The following is a 17,197-nucleotide window of genomic DNA, read 5'->3' as shown; positions in this document are numbered from 1 at the left end:
AATCTTTTTTACGCGTATTTGCATGAAGATGTTGCAGTTAATTTACAAGCCGTTACGACCAGTTTACAGCCGATTTTCATCTTGATTAAGAAGCTAAAAATCGCTGTACATCAAGCTTTTGAGCCCTTAAACTGTTAATAATAACTTTTGAGAGGATGACTCAGATGACTTTTTACCGTTGGCTCGAACCGTTTGTTAACCAACATGGCCCATATTATCCGGCTGCGTGCTATGCCCATTCTGACTTTGATTTCCCGTTAACTAGTGACGTCCACGAATTATCTGACTACATCACTTACCTAAATATTCGAGATTCCATTAAACAATCATTTTACTCGGCTTTAGATGCCTATCAAACAAATTAAAAACAAAAGTCCCAGGTTAATCGACGTTAACCTGGGACTTCTGTTTTTAATCATGCCAATGTTGTTGAATAAACGCAGTCCGACCACCCATTTCTTCAATCTGATACCGAAATGGATTTTGACGATAGAAATCTTGGTGTTCGGCCTCAGCCGGATAAAACGGCTTAGCAGTTTCAATCTGTGTCACGATTGGTTTATCAAATTTACCACTGTCGATTAACGCTTGTCGTGAAGCAGTTGCGATTCGTCGCTGGTCAGGACTATTGACAAAAATCACTGGTCGATAGCTGTCACCACGATCTTGAAATTGACCCATCGCGTCAGTCGGATCGGTTTGGCGCCAGTATATCTCGACCAAGTCCGCATATGACATCACTTCAGGATCATACGTAATTTCAACAGCTTCCGTATGGCCAGTCGTATGACTCACCACTTGCTCATAAGTTGGATTAGGTACGGTACCGCCAGTATAACCAGCAACGACTTTTTGAATACCTGGCAAACTATCAAAAGGTTTGACCATACACCAGAAACACCCACCCGCAAAAATTGCAGTTGCCATCTGATTAACCCTCCTCATTAAACAAAATTAAGTAATCACCATAACCAGCCGCTTTGAGTTTTGCAACCGGAATAAACTTCAACGCTGCCGAATTGATACAATAGCGCAGACCACCTCGCGCTACTGGACCATCAGTAAACACGTGACCTAAGTGTGATTCAGCTTGCGCACTACGCACCTCAGTTCGAGCCATGCCAAATGACTGATCAAGATGTTGTTTTAAATGGGTCTTATCGATGGGTTTGGTAAACGACGGCCAACCACACCCGGCATCATATTTGTCCAATGAACTAAATAACGGTTCACCACTTACAACGTCAACGTAAATACCGGCTTGATAGAAGTCATCATATTCTCCTGTAAATGGCCGTTCCGTCGCAGCTTCTTGGGTCACCGCAAACTGTTCAGGTGTTAATTTTCGCTTTAAGTCATCTGATTTCATCTTCTCAATTCCTTTCAGCAACCGCTAATTGAGTTGTGTACAATCTAATTACAACCTCTATCATACGTCAAAACCGACTAAGTGCAACTTATTTGTTTAAAGCTCACAACGGCTTGCCAAACATCTTGATCAACTATGACAACAGTTTCATCTCTGGCCTTAACAATTCGAATTGGTTGATGCGTTACAGCGACAGTGTCACCACTTGGCGCATGTTTTTACTAGCACTAGCAAGCGTATGATTAGTCATTGTTTCAGTCATGCTAATCACCTCATTTTTTATCAAAAGCATCTCACAAGCTAACCTAAATCTATATTATCCTGGTCCACAAAAAAAGACACCCTAAACAGGATGCCCTCTTGAAACCAAATATGCTAATTAAGCGTTAAAAGCTTCAGTCAATTGTGGTACGACTTGCTTCTTACGTGAAACAACACCTGGTAAGCTTAAGCGATTGTTTTCAATCTTCTTACCAAAGGCAGCTTCAACTGGTGCAGTTGGGCCCCCAACGACTAATAATTCGGAATTACTATCCAAAATGTTCGTTGCTAAGATTAAGAATAAGTCGTAACCATTAGCTGCATTTTCATCTTTAGCAGCGGCTTCTAAAGCAGCTTGACGATCAAAGACTTCGGCCAAATCAACCGTGTTGATTTGTGCAACGCGAACTGTTGAACCGTTTAATTCAAAGGACTTTGCATCAGCATCAATGAGTTCAGTTTCGCTCTTGCTTGCTAAGTTAGTCCCAGCTTTAAGCATTTCCAAACCATAAGTTTGATAGTCAACGTCAGCAATCTTAGCCAAGTCCTTAACAACGTCAACATCAGTTTGCGTCGTGGTTGGTGACTTCAATAATAACGTATCTGAGATGATTGCTGAAAGCATCAACCCAGCTAACTTAGCTGGAATTTCAACGTTATTTTCTTTGAATAGCTTATAGATAACCGTACTGCAGCAACCAAGTGGTTCCGCACGGTAGAACAAAGGTTGTGCCGTTGCAAAGCCGGAGATCCGGTGATGATCAACCACGTGCGTTACAGTAACATCAGCGATATCGCTAACACTTTGTTGTGGTTCGTTATGATCAACTAACATAACTGAATCAACTTCAGGCGCGGCCTTTTCGATAACCCGTGGTGCAGGTTCGTTAAAATGATTCAATACAAATTGCGTTTCTTCGTTAGGTTCACCTAAAGCAACAGCTTCGGTGTCAGCACCCAATTTATTTTCTAAATATGAAAATGCCTTTGCGGCTACGATGGCGTCCGTGTCAGGGCTTTGATGACCAAAAACTAATTCCTTACTCATTAGCACATAACTCCTTTAGTAACTATTTTTGATTGATTTTTTGTAACCGTGAAATATAATCTTCCGCACGTAAGTAATTATCAAATTCATCCAAGAAGTTCTTAATCCGAGGAATTTGATCCTTATCTTTCCGGAAGACGAAGTTCAAGTCAAATTTAATCGCCGGTTCAAACGAAACCGTGTGTAAGTCATCCGTTGCTGGGTTTGCAACCATAAATGAATTTGGCAAAGCCGTATTCGTTCCAGTTGCCGCCACGAAACGATAAATCTGTTGTGGCGTCGTAAACCGAGCAATCGCCGTTGGTAAATCAGCTAATTGGTTCTTATATGATTCTTTAATCACTTGATCCAAATAGTAATTTTCTGGATACATGACCCATGGTTCGCTCGTCGTGTCTCTAAATTTGATGCGCTTCTTTTTAGCTTGTTTTGGATCACTCGTAATGAACAATAATTCATCTTGAATAATCTTCTTCGATTGATATGGTTTCCAGTTCTTGATGCTTTCATCAGGTAAGTACATCACCGCTAAATCAATCCGATTATTTTCCAAACGTTCCCAAATTTCCTTACGCGTTAACATGTGGAATGAAATAATCACATTAGGGTTAGCTTCGTAGTACTTAATCGCAAAGTCTTCAAAAACATGGTCTTCAATTGATGCCAAGATCCCGATATTAATTGACCCTTGAGTGGCACTAGTTGTTTGTTGAATTTCGTCAGTGGCTTTGTTTAACACGTTATAAATGCTATGCGTCGCATTTAACATCGTGTACCCAGCATCTGATAACCGCAACTTCTTACCAACCGAATAAAATAACGGTGCCCCAACCGTGCGTTCCAACTTTTTAATTTGTTGGGTCAATGCTGGTTGGGTAATGCCTAAAATTTGCGCCGCTTGGGTGTAATTCATTGTTTCTGCCAATTGTAAGAAATACGTTAAGGTTTTAGATGAAAAAATACTTTCTTGAGTTGTCTTCATGTCGTTACCTGTTCCTTTCGTCTTATAGCCTTCTTATGATATCTATAATATATACAAAATCACAGTTGAAAGCAAGCAATCGTTATCGGTAAATAAACCTTAACTAATTATTAATCTAAACTGGCACTGGTTTAAGTCTAAGCTAATGTTTAAACCCATGCAAGGGGTGTTAACAATTTCTTAAACCGTCAATGGCACTGGATGCACTTGCATGCTAACCGGAGTTCCTTCGATATCCGTATCAATCACAAATGAACCGTTCGAATATCGTGCACTCACTGGATGGTCATCACTTAAAATCGAATGATGTTTCAACCGATCCGTTAAGACTTCTAATGCCACCCCAGTTTGACCGGCACTAATTAAGACAAAATCAGCGACCCGATGTGGATGACTCTTCAATTCACGTAAGACTTGGACCCCACGGCGCGCACGACTCGTCAATGGAATATCCGCGACCTTCATCTTCTTAAATGACCCGCGTTGGGTAATCATCGCTAATAAGTCTGGTTCTGCCGCAACTGCCGCCCGGACAATCAAATCATCACGTAAGTCCATCGACTTTACACCGACTGCTTTGGCCCCAATTGTTGGGACTTCACTTAAATCGTATCGTAACCCATAACCATGTTGCGTCAATAAGACTAAACTACCTTGTGGTACGGTTTCAAAGTACGTGACCGTCACAACTTGTGAATCTGCATTCTTCAACTTAATGAATTGGCTCGCCCGCGTCTTATAAGTCCGTCCTGGCGTATAGTCTTCAAAAGCGGTCTGCTTAATGTATCCATCGTTAGTCGCAATCAAGAACTTACCGGTTTCTTTCAGTGTTGGGAAACTAAAGACCCAAGTAATCCGTTCATCGGCCGCTAAGCCAATGGTTTGCGAGATATGCTCACCGGTATCTTTCCACTTAGCATCCGTGATTTCATAAACCGGCCGGTAAATCAAATGACCGTGGTTGGTAAACATCATCAAATGATCTAACGTACTATTCTTCGCCAAGTAGATTGGGAAGTCTTCGTCTTTCAACCCATTATCATCCGCATCTGAAGCCGTATACGACCGCAAGCTCGTTCGTTTGATATAGCCATCATGACTAATCATGACAACAACGTCTTCTTGTGGCACGACAACTTCGGTCTTAATCTTGATTTCTTGAATTTCAGATTGAATTTCAGTCAACCGTTGGCTTGGATAAGCTTTTTGAATTGCTTTAAGTTCGCGTCGCAAAACTTTATCCAGTTCTTTAGGATTTTCTAGGATTGCACGATAACTTGCAATCGCTTCAGCCAATTCCGCCGCTTCTTTTTCCAATTGTGTAACATCGGTATTGGTCAACCGGTATAACTGCATCGTCACAATCGCTTCAGCTTGCGTTTCAGTAAAGGCAAATTCACTAACTAAGTTAGCCTTAGCATCTTTTTTATCTTTACTACCACGAATCGTCTTGATGACTTGATCTAAGATCGACATCGCTTTAATTAACCCTTCAACGATATGTTGTCGGTCTAAGGCTTTTTGCAAGTTAAATTGAGTCCGTCGTGTAATCACATCACGTTGATGTTCTAAGTACGCCGATAAAATCGTCTTTAAGCCGACATGTTCTGGTCGTTGATGATAAATGGCCACCATGTTGAAGTTGTAGGTGATTTGGAGATCGGTATTTTTAAATAAATAGTTTAAAATACCTTCCGCATTAACATCACGCTTTAATTCGATGACAATCGATAATCCTTGACGATCACTTTCGTCACGAACTTCCGCAATCCCTTCGATCTTCTTCATGATCCGAATTTCATCCATCTTTTTAACCAATTGGGCTTTGTTGACTTCATACGGAATCTCTGAGACTTCGATCTGTGACTTATTTCCCTTTAATGGCACGATTTTAGTCCGTGAACGCACCACGACCCGGCCACGACCGGTTTCATAAGCTTTCTTGATGCCATCAAGGCCTTGAATGATCCCACCAGTTGGAAAGTCTGGTCCTTTGACAAAGTCCATCAAATCGGCTAATTCAGCCTTAGGATGATTCATTAAGTAGAGGATGGCATCGATGACTTCACCTAAATTATGCGGTGGAATTTCCGTCGCGTAACCCGCTGAGATCCCGGTCGCACCATTAACGAGTAAGTTAGGAAAACGTGCTGGTAAAACCGTGGGTTCATATTCCGTGTCATCAAAGTTTAAGACCATATCAACAGTCTTCTTATCAATGTCTTGTAACATTTCGCCGGCGATTTTACTTAACCGGGCTTCGGTATACCGCATCGCGGCCGCCGGATCACCGTCCATCGACCCGTTATTTCCGTGCATCTCAATTAATGGTTCGCGTAATTTCCAATCTTGACTGAGCCGAACCATCGCTTCATAAATTGACGAGTCCCCATGTGGATGAAAATTCCCCATGACGTTCCCAACTGATTTAGCGGATTTCCGGAACCCCTTATCATACGTATTGCCATCTTGATTCATGGCATACAAGATTCGCCGTTGAACTGGTTTCAGGCCATCACGAATATCTGGTAAAGCCCGTTCTTGAATAATATATTTAGAATAGCGACCAAAGCGATCGCCCATGACGTCTTCAAGCGTTAATTCTTGAATCTTAGGTTGTTCTACTGCCATTGTGCGACCTCCTTTAGTGTTTGTTTAATTGTTGTGCTAATTCAGCATCGGCTTGTTCATGTGCAGAGCTGACTGCTTGGTTATCTAGGATCGACCCATCTTCATCCAAACTGAACTGCACATTTTTTTCGATCCACTTCCGCCGTGGTTCAACTTTATCACCCATTAACGTGGTGACTCGTTTCTCAGCCAAAGCTGCGTCATCGATGCGAACCCGCACTAACGTCCGTTTTTCAGGATCCATCGTGGTTTCCCACAACTGTTCGGCATTCATTTCACCAAGCCCTTTATAGCGTTGTAGCGCATAGCCCTTGCCAAACGTCTTGGTCCGAAGTGCCAATTCCTCATCGGTCCAAGCATATTCAGTTCGGAGTTGTTTGCCTTGCTTTTTCTGCAACCGATACAATGGTGGTAACGCAATATAAATCTTACCGGCATCGATCATTGGTCGCATGTACTTATAAAAGAAGGTCAATAACAAGATTTGAATATGGGCCCCATCGGTATCGGCATCGGTCATGATGATCACTTTGTCATAGTTGCTGGCTTTTAGGTCAAACTCTGACCCAACGCCAGCACCAATCGTGTAAATCATCGTATTGATTTCTTCGTTCTTCACGATATCTTGTAATTTCGCTTTTTCGGTGTTTAACACTTTCCCACGTAATGGCAAGATTGCTTGGAACTTCCGGTCACGGCCTTGTTTAGCTGAACCGCCGGCAGAATCCCCTTCGACCAAGAACAATTCATTGCGTTTGGCATTCTTAGATTGCGCTGGCGTCAACTTACCCGATAACAAGCGTTCTTGCTTATGCCGCTTCTTACCGTTTCGACTTTCATTCCGCGCTTTACGAGCCGCTTCACGCGCTTCACGGGCCTTAGTGGACTTACGGATCAACATTTGACCGAACTCACCATTTTCCATTAAGAAAAATTGTAATTGTTCGCTGACGACATTATCAACGATCGTCCGAGCTTCCGGCGTCCCGAGCTTTTCTTTCGTTTGCCCTTCAAATTGTAAAAGGTTTTCGGGAATCCGTAATGAAATTACAGCCGATAACCCTTCACGCACGTCTGAGCCTTCTAAGTTTTTATCTTTGTCTTTTAATAAGCCAACTTTGCGGGCATATTCATTGAATGCTTTTGTCCAAGCACTTCTAAACCCGGCTTCATGAGTCCCACCATCGGGCGTCCGTACGTTGTTAACAAACGATAGGAGGTTTTCCGAGTAGCCGTCGTTATATTGGGCGGCAACTTCGACTTCAACGCCTTCTTTGGTGCCATCAAAGAACATCACATCACCTAACGTGTCTTTATCCTCATTGAGGTAAGTGACGAATTCTTTGATACCAGCTTCATAATGGAAGACTTCTTCTTGGGCTTGACCTTCACGTTCATCAGTTAACGTGATTTTAACGCCTTTGAGTAAGAAAGCTGATTCACGTAATCGTTCTGATAACGTTTGGAAGTTATAAACCGTCGTCGTAAAGATACTTGGATCTGGCTTAAAACTAATCGTCGTCCCAGTTGGTTTATTGGTCTTACCTTTTTTCTCTAACGTTCCGACCGGATGGCCGCCGTCTTTGAATTTTTCTTGGTAGCGATAGCCGTCACGAATAATCGTTACGGTCAGTTCGGTTGACAAGGCATTGACGACACTGGCGCCGACCCCATGGAGGCCCCCAGACGTCTTATAGCCGCCTTGACCAAACTTCCCACCGGCATGTAAGACCGTTAAGATGACTTCAGGCGTTGGAATTCCTGAAGCATGCATCCCAACGGGCATCCCACGACCATGATCCACGACAGTAATGCTATTATCCGCGTGAATGATGACATTAATTTCTTGTCCATAGCCAGCTAACGCTTCATCAACGGCGTTATCAACAATTTCATAAACTAAATGATGTAATCCGCGAGTATCGGTCGACCCGATATACATGCCGGGCCGTTTACGAACGGCTTCCAAGCCTTCAAGGACTTGGATGGATGAATCATCATAGGTTTGTACTTTTTTTGCCATTCATGATTTGCTCCTTTATAACGTCTTAGCCCAATTGGTGATAATTCACCAGGTAAGGCGCTTTCTTTACACTGATACCGCGACTGGTTAAAACCGCGCAGATTAAATTATAGCACAGCAAACCTGATTTCTACTCAATTTACTAATTTTTAATGCTTATCAGGCGAGTTTTAAGCTGATTTTGTCGTTCGTCGTAAACTGAATTGACGTACCGACCACTAAAAATCATGTTAATTGTTCCGTTTAAGTTTGCTGACCTTAAAAATGCCGTTTTTTGCCACCGCGAATGTATGTTCGCTTAATTGTAAACAGCCCATTTGAAATTGTCAAACTTTTTAGTCAAAAGCCCCCCACCAAACCATAAACAATGCTAAAATATTGGTTGACTCTATTGCAGGAGGAACCAACTGTGGAAATTTTAATCATGTTGGTCGTGGCCTATTTACTAGGTTCGATTCCGTCGGGGGTCATTATCGGCAAGCTCTTTTTCCATACCGATATTCGACAATCCGGCAGTGGTAACATTGGCACGACGAACACCTACCGGGTCTTAGGACCCACGGCGGGAACGATCGTAATGGCGATGGATATTTTAAAAGGGACGCTCGCAGCGGCCCAACCAGCCCTCTTACACGTTCCAGTCAATGCGTTGTTGATTGGACTCGCAGCAATTTTAGGCCATACGTTCTCCATCTTTATTGGCTTTAAAGGTGGTAAAGCGGTCGCGACTAGCGCCGGCATCTTGCTTGCTTACAACTGGCACTTTTTCTTAATTGCCAGTGCCATCATGTTTAGTCTCGTTTATTTGACCAGCATGGTCAGCGTCGCCAGTATGGCGTCATTAACGCTCGTCAGTCTCATCGCGATCTTTTATTATCAAGATTGGATTCTTTCCGTCATTGCCGTCATCTTAACGATTTTTATCTTTTATCGCCACAAGGCCAACATCGCCCGTATCAAGGCTGGGACCGAATCAATGGTCCACTTTGGGGTTGGTTGGCGGCATCGGCAAAATAAACAAGCTTAGATCGAGTGAAGTCATCTCAATTAGGAGATGACTTTTTTCGTGGGCTGCGGTAACCTGAGTTTTGGGTGTGGTTGGTTGTGAGTCATTTAGTTAAAGTAACGTGTTACAATTGTTTTAGTTTATCTCTGATGTTTATTTCGCTAGTGTTAATCCCGCGTTACCTGCGTTAAACTAATGATGGGGTACGTTTAAGACCCACTTTTAATCAAGGGAGTTCTGTTCACATGCAAAAATCAGTCATGGGGGCCGCACTTGTCTTACTTGGTGGCTTAGGGCTAACTGGCCTGACCGCGCAAGCCACGACAAAAACGACAAGCACTACCTATCTACCAGAAACAACTAAATATGTGCGTTTAAAGAAAAACATGTACGTGGGGATTTATCAAAAATCCGGGACTAAGTATAAAAAGCTGTTGAAACATAAAGGCGCGCTTTTACAAATCGCCGGTTTCGGTGGCAGCTATCAAAATGGTCACCAAATCGTGACCGCCGCCTTTACATCCGGGGCCGTTCATTATAACCGCATCAAAAAACTAAAATTTGATAGCATGAACAAAAATAAGATTTCAGACATCCCACTGACGACCGCCAACTTCAAAGCGGTCAAGTTAGCGGTGCCGACCCGCGCATTATTGTTCCAAGCTGGGACTGGGTTTAAGACGACTAAAAACGATGATTTCACGAATCCCGCTGCCTTCTATCTCACCTTGGACAATTACTTGCAATATTACGATACTAAAGCGATGACCAAATATGGTTACGGCTCTGGGGCTGAAGAAACAATGGATGGGGCGCGATTCATTTGGAAACCGACCGCCTCAGTCAAGGTCTCTAAAGTAACATATAAGGGTAAAACGACGATCATCGATTATCCGAAAGCCATTAAAGGGCTACCCAATAAGAAAATCAGTACCGGGCATTATCGGTTAACGATTACGCATAACCCGAAAAAACATCATCAGAGTTATACGCTTGCTGGTTACGGTTTTGATAGCTACTGGACGACTTACAAGATCAATCAAAAATCCTACTTTGTGGGTCAGGCCATTGAAACGCGCGATTTTCTTGAAGATGACTAATTGACCACTTAAAAAGGATGCTTACCGCGACTTTTCGCAGCAAGCATCTTTTTTTGACGTTGTGTTGTAAGCGGATTCTTTTTGTCCGATACTTGATGTAAAGAACCCATGACATTTTGTAAAGTTGGTGTGACATTGATTCAAAACCGCCTTAAACTGTATCGCGTCAAAAATGACTGAACGCAAGCCGATTTAGCCGCCCGTCTTCAAGTATCTCGGCAGGCCGTTATCTCGATTGAAAAAGGCCGCTACTTACCATCGTTAGAATTGGCTTTTAAAATCGCCCAAACTTTTAATTGTCAAATAGAAGCTATTTTTTATCAGAAGGTCAACCAATGGCTATACAACGCTTACTACTTGCACTGATTATTTTGGTCCTGTTCTTATATCTTTTCGCCAACTGGCAAATTGCTAATCGCCAGCGAAAGTATCGGAATGATGAACGTTGGCAACTGATTCGATTGCGCGCCAACACTTTAACTAAAGCTTACTATGAAGGCCTTGTTATTTTAATTTGCCTCGTCACCGTCGGCTTACTTTTCACCGCTGGCACCGTCTTAATTCGTTTAGACCGAGCCTTGCTCATTGCCGCCCTTTTAATTATGCTTGGCCAAATCGTCGAATATCTCGCAATTCGACGATTGGATCAGCAATTGTAAAACGACCCTCGCAGCTGATACGTTTAATGGTGTCAGCTGTGAGGGTCGTTTTTAGTCTAAGCTTATTTTATCTTTAAGACCGCCGTTTACGCCAAAATAGCAGTGGACTGAAAATAGCTAGTAGCAACAATCCGAAACCATGTCGTTGAGACTGATTCGTTACCTCATCAGTTTGTGGTAATGTGTCTTGTTTAGCCTTAGCCGCCGACGCCTTAAGCGGTGTGCGCGTTGGCACTTTTGACGTTGGTTTAACGGTCGTTGACACTTGTACTGGCACTGCAATTGTTCGTTGACTGACCGGTACTATGTTAACCGTCGTTGGATCTGACTGCTTTTTAGGCATCGCCTGCTTAACTTTCTGCCCCGTCGTTGGCTCAACTGGCGATGGCGCCTCTGGTTTTGTTGGTACTGTTGTCGCCACCGGCGTGGTTGGATTAGTAGGTTGACCAGGTGTTGTTGGTTGAATTGGTGTCACTGGTGTTGGTGCGACCACCGTCAAAGTTGCCTGCTGGGTCAATTGCTTACCAGTCGTATCAGTATACTGATACTGAACCGTGTAAATACCGGGCTGTGATAACGCTGAAGCTGGCACTAACTGGCCAGCTTGCCGATAAGTGACCGTCACCGCAGTTGGTGAAACTTGATGACCATCAGTCGTCACTAAACTGGCAACATTACTTAAAGCCGACCAGCTCTGACCTGCTGTAATCGTGGGATTAGTCGTCGTTAATACAAAATCTGCTTGGTCGGCTTTAACGGTCACTGGCACAACCGTCGTCGTCACGTTCCCATCTGGGTCAGTGTACGTATAAGTCACCTGATGTTGGCCGACTGTTAGTGGCAAAGTCGGCCCCGTTACTAGCTGACTATCTAAACGCAACTGTAACGCTGTTATTGGTAGGGGTTGTCCCGTCGCACTCAATGACTGGGCCAAACCAGCGGCTGCATCCCACGGTAACGGTTGCTGGGCATCGGCATAATACGTTTGATTGACCGTAGTTGGTGTTAGTCGTGCTGCTGAAGCTTTAACGGTCAATGGCGCATTGGCCGTTATCGTATTACCATCAACATCAGTGTACGTATACGTGATGGTATACACGCCCGGGACTTTGGTATTAACGACTGGCTCACCATTTTCAGCAGCCACGGTCACGACCATCCCTGGACTAGTTGCGGTTAATGGCTGCCCATTTTCGTCAGTCCCGAACTGTAAATTATCAGCTGCTTGCCATTGTGCCTGTCCACCTGCATATTTCGTCACGGGTTGCGTTTGTAAGTCCGCTAACGATGGTTTAACCGTCACCGTAGTCGTTGCTGTCTTTTGATTGCCAACCACATCAGCATACGTATACGTGACGGTATACACCCCCGCCTTAGCTGGCTCAACTTGATTCGTGGCTGTTGGCTGGCCATCCTTAGTCACCGTGACCCGAGTTAAAGTCGTCGGTTGACCGGTTGCATCGGTCACCTGGTCAAGGTTTGCTAAGGCCGACCAAGTCGTATGCTGATTACCCGCAAAAAACGTGACCGTGGCTTGTTTAACGCTAACGGCAGCGGCCGACGCCTTGACTACCACTGTGACCGTGTCAGTCCGTTCATTACCAGCCGGATCCGTATATTGATACGTGATGGCATAAGTCCCAGCTTTAGTATAGTCGACCGTATCGACCGGCGTTTGATCACGAGTAATGGTCACCGCTGTCAATTGATCAAGTGCCAAGGCTTGCCCCTGAGCATCGGTCGCTGAAGCAAAATTATCACTAGCTTGCCAAGTCAATTGGCTAGTAGCGGGGCCAATCAAAACTGGTTGGTCCGTCGACTTAGCTTTGACCGTGGCTTTGGTTGCGATTACCGTGACAGCACCATCAGTTGTCATTGGATTGCCAAAATTATCTTCAGTCGCGTAATGGATCGCATAAACCCCTGGTTGCGCCGCAAGTTCTGCTGGCGTGACTGATTGACCTTGCGCATCGGTAATCGTCACGGTAATTGGATGTTGCATACTCGTCAGACTGCCCGTATTAAGTTCACCAGTATGCTCAGTCCCATCCGCGTTATACAAGGTTTGACCATCAAACGTATACAGCTGTTGGTCGGTCTGATCCTCAGTCCCCATAAATGCATCTAGGACCGTAATATTGTGTAATGGATTCCAAGTCGCCTTAGGACCCGCCAACTGGGTCGTTGCTTTACCCGTAAAGAAGCTTTTATGCGTATACGTATCCAATACTGCGGTATCACGATTACTGCCATATAAATTGGTTAAGTCAAACGTGCTGTAAGTTGTACCATCATTTTGGGATACCCATTGATCTAAATAGCTACCAGCACTACCTTCCAGCTGAGTAAAAGCACCTAGTGTATTTTGGGGTCCCAACGTTAAAGTGGTTAGCGCCGGTAACTGACTCAGTAGATTGTCAGTATTATCAGCATTGTTAAGTTGAAAGTTCGCCAGGTCTAAAGTTTTCAGCTTAGCCATCATGCTTAACATGCCACTATAATCAATCGCCCGACTCCCATGATTGACGCTACTTAAGGTCAGACTAGTTAATTGATTCAAGTTTTCAAACACATATTGCATTTCTGGCACATTCGTCAAATCAAATGTCGGTAGCTTTAAAGTCGCCAATTGCGAGTTAAAGCCGCCCGCTACTAATTCGTTTAACGTAAACGTCCCGGTGTCACCGGGATCATAACCGACTGACTTGGTATTTAGTTGGCTCAAATCCAAACTAGTCAACCCATCCAGCCCCGCAAACATCCGAGCCATATCATAGACATTACCCGTATCAAAGCCGGTCACATCCAATGACGTTAGCCCCGCATCGCCATCGAACATATTATTCATCCAATGAACGTTACTCGTTTTGAATTTAGATAAATCTAGGCTAGTTAGGGCCGTCATGTACTTGAACATGCTCCCCATATCAGTCGCGTTAGTCGTATCCAAATTAGTTAGATTATTAATTGTCTTAACATTGCTTAGTCCACTGAATAAGCCATTGATCCCGGCACTCGCAACGACTGGGCCATCAAAATCGATTGTTTTAATTTGGTTTTGGTACTTTTGCCAAGGACTCACATCAACGTTATCACTTAAATCCGCTAATGTCCCGGCAGCCAAATGTAACGTCCCATCCGCCGTGATTTTCCAATCGATACCGGTCGGATCATTCGCCACACTCGTCGCAAGATCTGGCGCAACCATTGCCTTACTCATGCGTGCTGGCCATGCCTGAACTTTGGTAGGTGCTGGCGTCGTCGGTGTGGTTTGCGACGGCGTTGGTTGGACCGCCGTTACTTGCGTAGGCGTCGTTTCAGTTTGCTGGTCAACTTGATCAGTCGCAGCTGGCTGATTAGCTGGTGTGTCACTAGCATCGTCCGGCTTAACAGACGTCACTGGTTTGTCAGCTTGGACGGGTTGCGTTGTGGTACTTACCTGTGGCTGTTTAGCCTCAGTTTGCGCTGATTGTTGCGACGGCGTCGTCGATGCGGTCGGTTGCGCCGCGTTGGTCGCTGTTTGGCCAGTTGGTTGTGCAGTAGTTGTCGTCGGTGTTTGCGGTGCCGTCGCCGCTGGTGTTTCCTGATCCGTATGACTTGATAACACTACCGTATGTGACTCAGTAGTCGTTGTCGCTGGATCAGTTGCGGCTTTATGCGTTGTTGGTATCGTTGTCTCTGTCGTCGTCGCGGCTGCTTGTGCAGTTAACTGTCCTAATTGCCACGTCGCTGAAATTGTGGCTAACCCAACATAGATCCATAAATTACCATGTTTATAATGTGGTTGATTACCCTGATTAAATTGTTTCATAACGCCATCCCCTAAAAAGTAATGAATACAAAAACTCGAATTTCCCCGTTGTTACTAGCTGAGCCATCAAAGGCATGCCCCCTCGTAATCCTCAAAAAGCAATCGGTCAGATAACGATTAACAGACGTCACTAAATAGCACCTTAATTGCAAGCGTTATTAGTGATAAATGCCACATGATTTATTAGAAAAAAATTATTTCTATTTTTAATTGCCAGATCATTCACATGATAAAAGTGTCATTAATACCGATCATAACAGGCGTCAAGCGTGCCTAGTTGTGCAAATATTACACCATAAACTACTTACAGTAGAATAATAATGAAATAATGTTTCCCCAATAAATTGTGATAACCACTCATACGCCTCTTCAATTGCGTACAAAAAATCTCCTGATTCAAAACAGCATTAAGCGTTTTGAACCAGGAGATTAAACTAACCGTTATTTTGAGACCCCATATTCTAGGACGACCATCTCAGCCATCGCAATTTCTCGATAAAGCTGATTGAAAACATCTTCGCTAATTTGATGGGTCGTTTCATATTGTGCCGTCAAGTAATCCCGTTCTGTTTGGAAGACCCCGCGGTAAATCGTCATCAAGTCCCGCATTTGGTCTGCCGTGTATTCAGGATGGCGGACCATCCGTTGCCATTCTGAGATAAACTGACTGACCGAAGTGTGCCCATTTTGAGAACGTAAATCAAATGTGACCGCTGCTTTGAATTCTTCAGAAGTTGGCATTTGCCACAACGTTTCAATCCCGGCATCGATCATTTGTTGACGAATCCGTGCCATCTGTTTACCGATATTTTGATCAACATGGACGCTTGGCAAGAGCCAACGGAAAATAATCGTTGGCACTAGCATACTCAAGATGATCAAACAACTTTCAGACAGCAAGACTAAGTTAAAGTCGGCTGTCTTAACTTGGGTTTCCGCTACGGTGAACGCCAACGCAAAGGTCACTGCCCCGTGAATCCCACCTAATGCAAAGATCCACGCCAGTCGGTTATTGATGCGATGGACGAGCCGCACATACAAATACCGCGCCACAAGGTTGGCTACATATAAGATGACCCCAACAATTAACCAGAGCCAAGAGCCGTTCGTTGAAACAGTACGATCTAGCGTCGTTCGCAGTAAAACGATGCCTAGCACGATAAAAACCGCGCTGTTTAAAATATCACTCAATAAACCGACCAATTGGTAAATATCACTGGCCAACTGTGGATTAGCCAACGCGCTCCGTTCACCTTCTGCATTATGCACTAATCCCGCAAAGACAACCGCGATAATTCCTGAGACACCAATGGCTTCGGCACCAAAGTAAAGTAAAAACGGTGTCATTAAATAAATGATTTTTAACGGCGTCCCATTATTATACGTATTATTAATAAAGTTCAGCTTCGACCGTAACATATGTTGCCGGATATAAACAATGATGGCACTAACTAAGCCCCCAAAAACAATCCCGCCACCCGCCGAATAAATGAAATCGACCAAAGTTTGCGAATAATTGATATAACCATTGACGTACCACAGAACCGCCATATTTAACAAAATAATCCCAGAAGCATCGTTAAATAATGATTCCAATTTTAAGCTCGTCGCCACCCGCCGCGGTAGAATGCGTCCCATCGTCACTGATTCTGTGGCTGTCGCATCGGTCGGTGTACTGATGGCCGCTAAAATGAACGCTAACGGTAACCCGATACTAGCCCCCAGATGCACACCTAAGCCAGCTACTACCGCACACAATACCACCATGCCCACCGTTAAACTGATAATGTCACGCACATGGCGACCTACCAAATTCAAGCGGGTATTTTGACCCTCAAAATAAAGCAATGGCGCCACGATCAGTCCAATAAACACTTCCGAATTAAATTGCTCAACGAGTCGATTTAAAAACGGCACGACTGCGATAACCGCCCCAATCAAGAGACTGACATAATTAACAGACAAACGTGGTAACCAGCGCCGATTGATCACAATACTGACCATGGCTGCGACTACCAATACCCCGGTTGAAATAAGCAACCCCATTTTGTCGCCACCTTTTTTAATTAATATAACTAATGGTAGATTGCAAATTTAATCCGAATTTTTGGACAAATTTGTCAGCATAACCTGATACGGTGTTTGCCAGTCGAGTATTTTAAGCGGTCGCTGGTTAATTTGGAGTAACGTCGTCGTTAAATCTTGAGCACTAATGTGCTCAAAACGAGTCCCTTTAGGATAAAAATAACGTAAATTCCGATTAAAGCGTTCATTACTACCACGTTCAGCTGGCGTATAAGCATGGCA

General features: G+C 44.0%; 13 protein-coding genes and 1 pseudogene. 5 read left to right on the top strand and 9 right to left on the bottom strand.

The features are described from left to right. Positions 1-164: 164 nt before the first annotated feature. On the top strand, positions 165-365 hold the full coding sequence (locus FFM75_RS07945; RefSeq protein WP_137628642.1) for a YozE family protein: 201 nt from the start codon (positions 165-167) through the stop codon (positions 363-365). 46 nt (positions 366-411) lie between these two features. Here FFM75_RS07945 and msrA read toward each other — a convergent pair whose 3' ends face one another. The 6 genes from msrA to parE all read right to left on the bottom strand — a co-directional run bounded on the left by msrA (position 412) and on the right by parE (position 8,314). Further along, positions 412-927, bottom strand: coding sequence for a peptide-methionine (S)-S-oxide reductase MsrA (gene msrA, locus FFM75_RS07940; RefSeq protein WP_137628641.1), 516 nt, complete (start codon positions 925-927; stop codon positions 412-414). Positions 928-931: 4 nt separating this feature from the next. Then, positions 932-1,369, bottom strand: coding sequence for a peptide-methionine (R)-S-oxide reductase MsrB (msrB, locus tag FFM75_RS07935; protein ID WP_137628640.1), 438 nt, complete (start codon positions 1,367-1,369; stop codon positions 932-934). Positions 1,370-1,748: 379 nt separating this feature from the next. Continuing rightward, a complete protein-coding gene (locus FFM75_RS07930) occupies positions 1,749-2,678 on the bottom strand; it encodes a manganese-dependent inorganic pyrophosphatase (RefSeq protein ID WP_137628639.1) in 930 nt (309 codons plus the stop codon). Between the two features lie 22 nt (positions 2,679-2,700). Next, positions 2,701-3,660 carry a LysR family transcriptional regulator gene (locus FFM75_RS07925; protein WP_137628638.1) on the bottom strand — a complete coding sequence of 320 codons (960 nt, stop codon included), beginning with the start codon at positions 3,658-3,660 and terminating at the stop codon, positions 2,701-2,703. A gap of 180 nt (positions 3,661-3,840) precedes the next feature. Continuing rightward, positions 3,841-6,291: a DNA topoisomerase IV subunit A gene (gene parC, locus FFM75_RS07920; protein WP_137628637.1), complete on the bottom strand. Its 2,451-nt coding sequence runs from the start codon at positions 6,289-6,291 to the stop codon at positions 3,841-3,843. A gap of 13 nt (positions 6,292-6,304) precedes the next feature. Continuing rightward, positions 6,305-8,314 (bottom strand): DNA topoisomerase IV subunit B, encoded by a 2,010-nt coding sequence (gene parE, locus FFM75_RS07915; RefSeq protein WP_137628636.1) that lies wholly within the window; start codon positions 8,312-8,314, stop codon positions 6,305-6,307. 409 nt (positions 8,315-8,723) lie between these two features. Here parE and plsY point away from each other — a divergent pair, with 409 nt between their 5' ends. The 4 genes and pseudogenes from plsY (at position 8,724) to FFM75_RS07895 (ending at position 11,079) form a co-directional block, all read left to right on the top strand. After that, positions 8,724-9,341: a glycerol-3-phosphate 1-O-acyltransferase PlsY gene (gene plsY / locus FFM75_RS07910; RefSeq protein ID WP_137628635.1), complete on the top strand. Its 618-nt coding sequence runs from the start codon at positions 8,724-8,726 to the stop codon at positions 9,339-9,341. A gap of 224 nt (positions 9,342-9,565) precedes the next feature. Beyond that, complete coding sequence (locus tag FFM75_RS07905) at positions 9,566-10,420, top strand: hypothetical protein (RefSeq protein ID WP_137628634.1); 855 nt, start codon at positions 9,566-9,568, stop codon at positions 10,418-10,420. A 135-nt stretch (positions 10,421-10,555) separates the two neighbouring features. After that, a pseudogene (locus tag FFM75_RS07900) lies at positions 10,556-10,786 on the top strand (helix-turn-helix transcriptional regulator). After that, a complete protein-coding gene (locus FFM75_RS07895; protein WP_137628633.1) occupies positions 10,756-11,079 on the top strand; it encodes a hypothetical protein in 324 nt (107 codons plus the stop codon). The pseudogene FFM75_RS07900 and the gene FFM75_RS07895 overlap by 31 nt, the downstream one beginning before the upstream one ends. A 73-nt stretch (positions 11,080-11,152) precedes the next feature. On the opposite strand, the gene FFM75_RS07890 is transcribed toward FFM75_RS07895, so the two are convergent. From FFM75_RS07890 to FFM75_RS07880, 3 genes are all read right to left on the bottom strand, one after another. Beyond that, positions 11,153-14,890 carry a BspA family leucine-rich repeat surface protein gene (locus tag FFM75_RS07890; RefSeq protein WP_137628632.1) on the bottom strand — a complete coding sequence of 1,246 codons (3,738 nt, stop codon included), beginning with the start codon at positions 14,888-14,890 and terminating at the stop codon, positions 11,153-11,155. Positions 14,891-15,331: 441 nt separating this feature from the next. Then, on the bottom strand, positions 15,332-16,936 hold the full coding sequence (locus FFM75_RS07885; RefSeq protein WP_137628631.1) for a cation:proton antiporter: 1,605 nt from the start codon (positions 16,934-16,936) through the stop codon (positions 15,332-15,334). Positions 16,937-16,984: 48 nt separating this feature from the next. Next, positions 16,985-17,197 (bottom strand): transposase (locus tag FFM75_RS07880; RefSeq protein WP_368773629.1); only part of this gene is annotated, 213 nt, incomplete at its 5' end.

This window comes from Lactiplantibacillus daowaiensis (genome assembly GCF_005405085.1).
Classification (GTDB): Bacteria; Bacillota; Bacilli; order Lactobacillales; family Lactobacillaceae; genus Lactiplantibacillus; species Lactiplantibacillus daowaiensis.
This window is presented reverse-complemented; position numbering and strand designations above follow the sequence as displayed.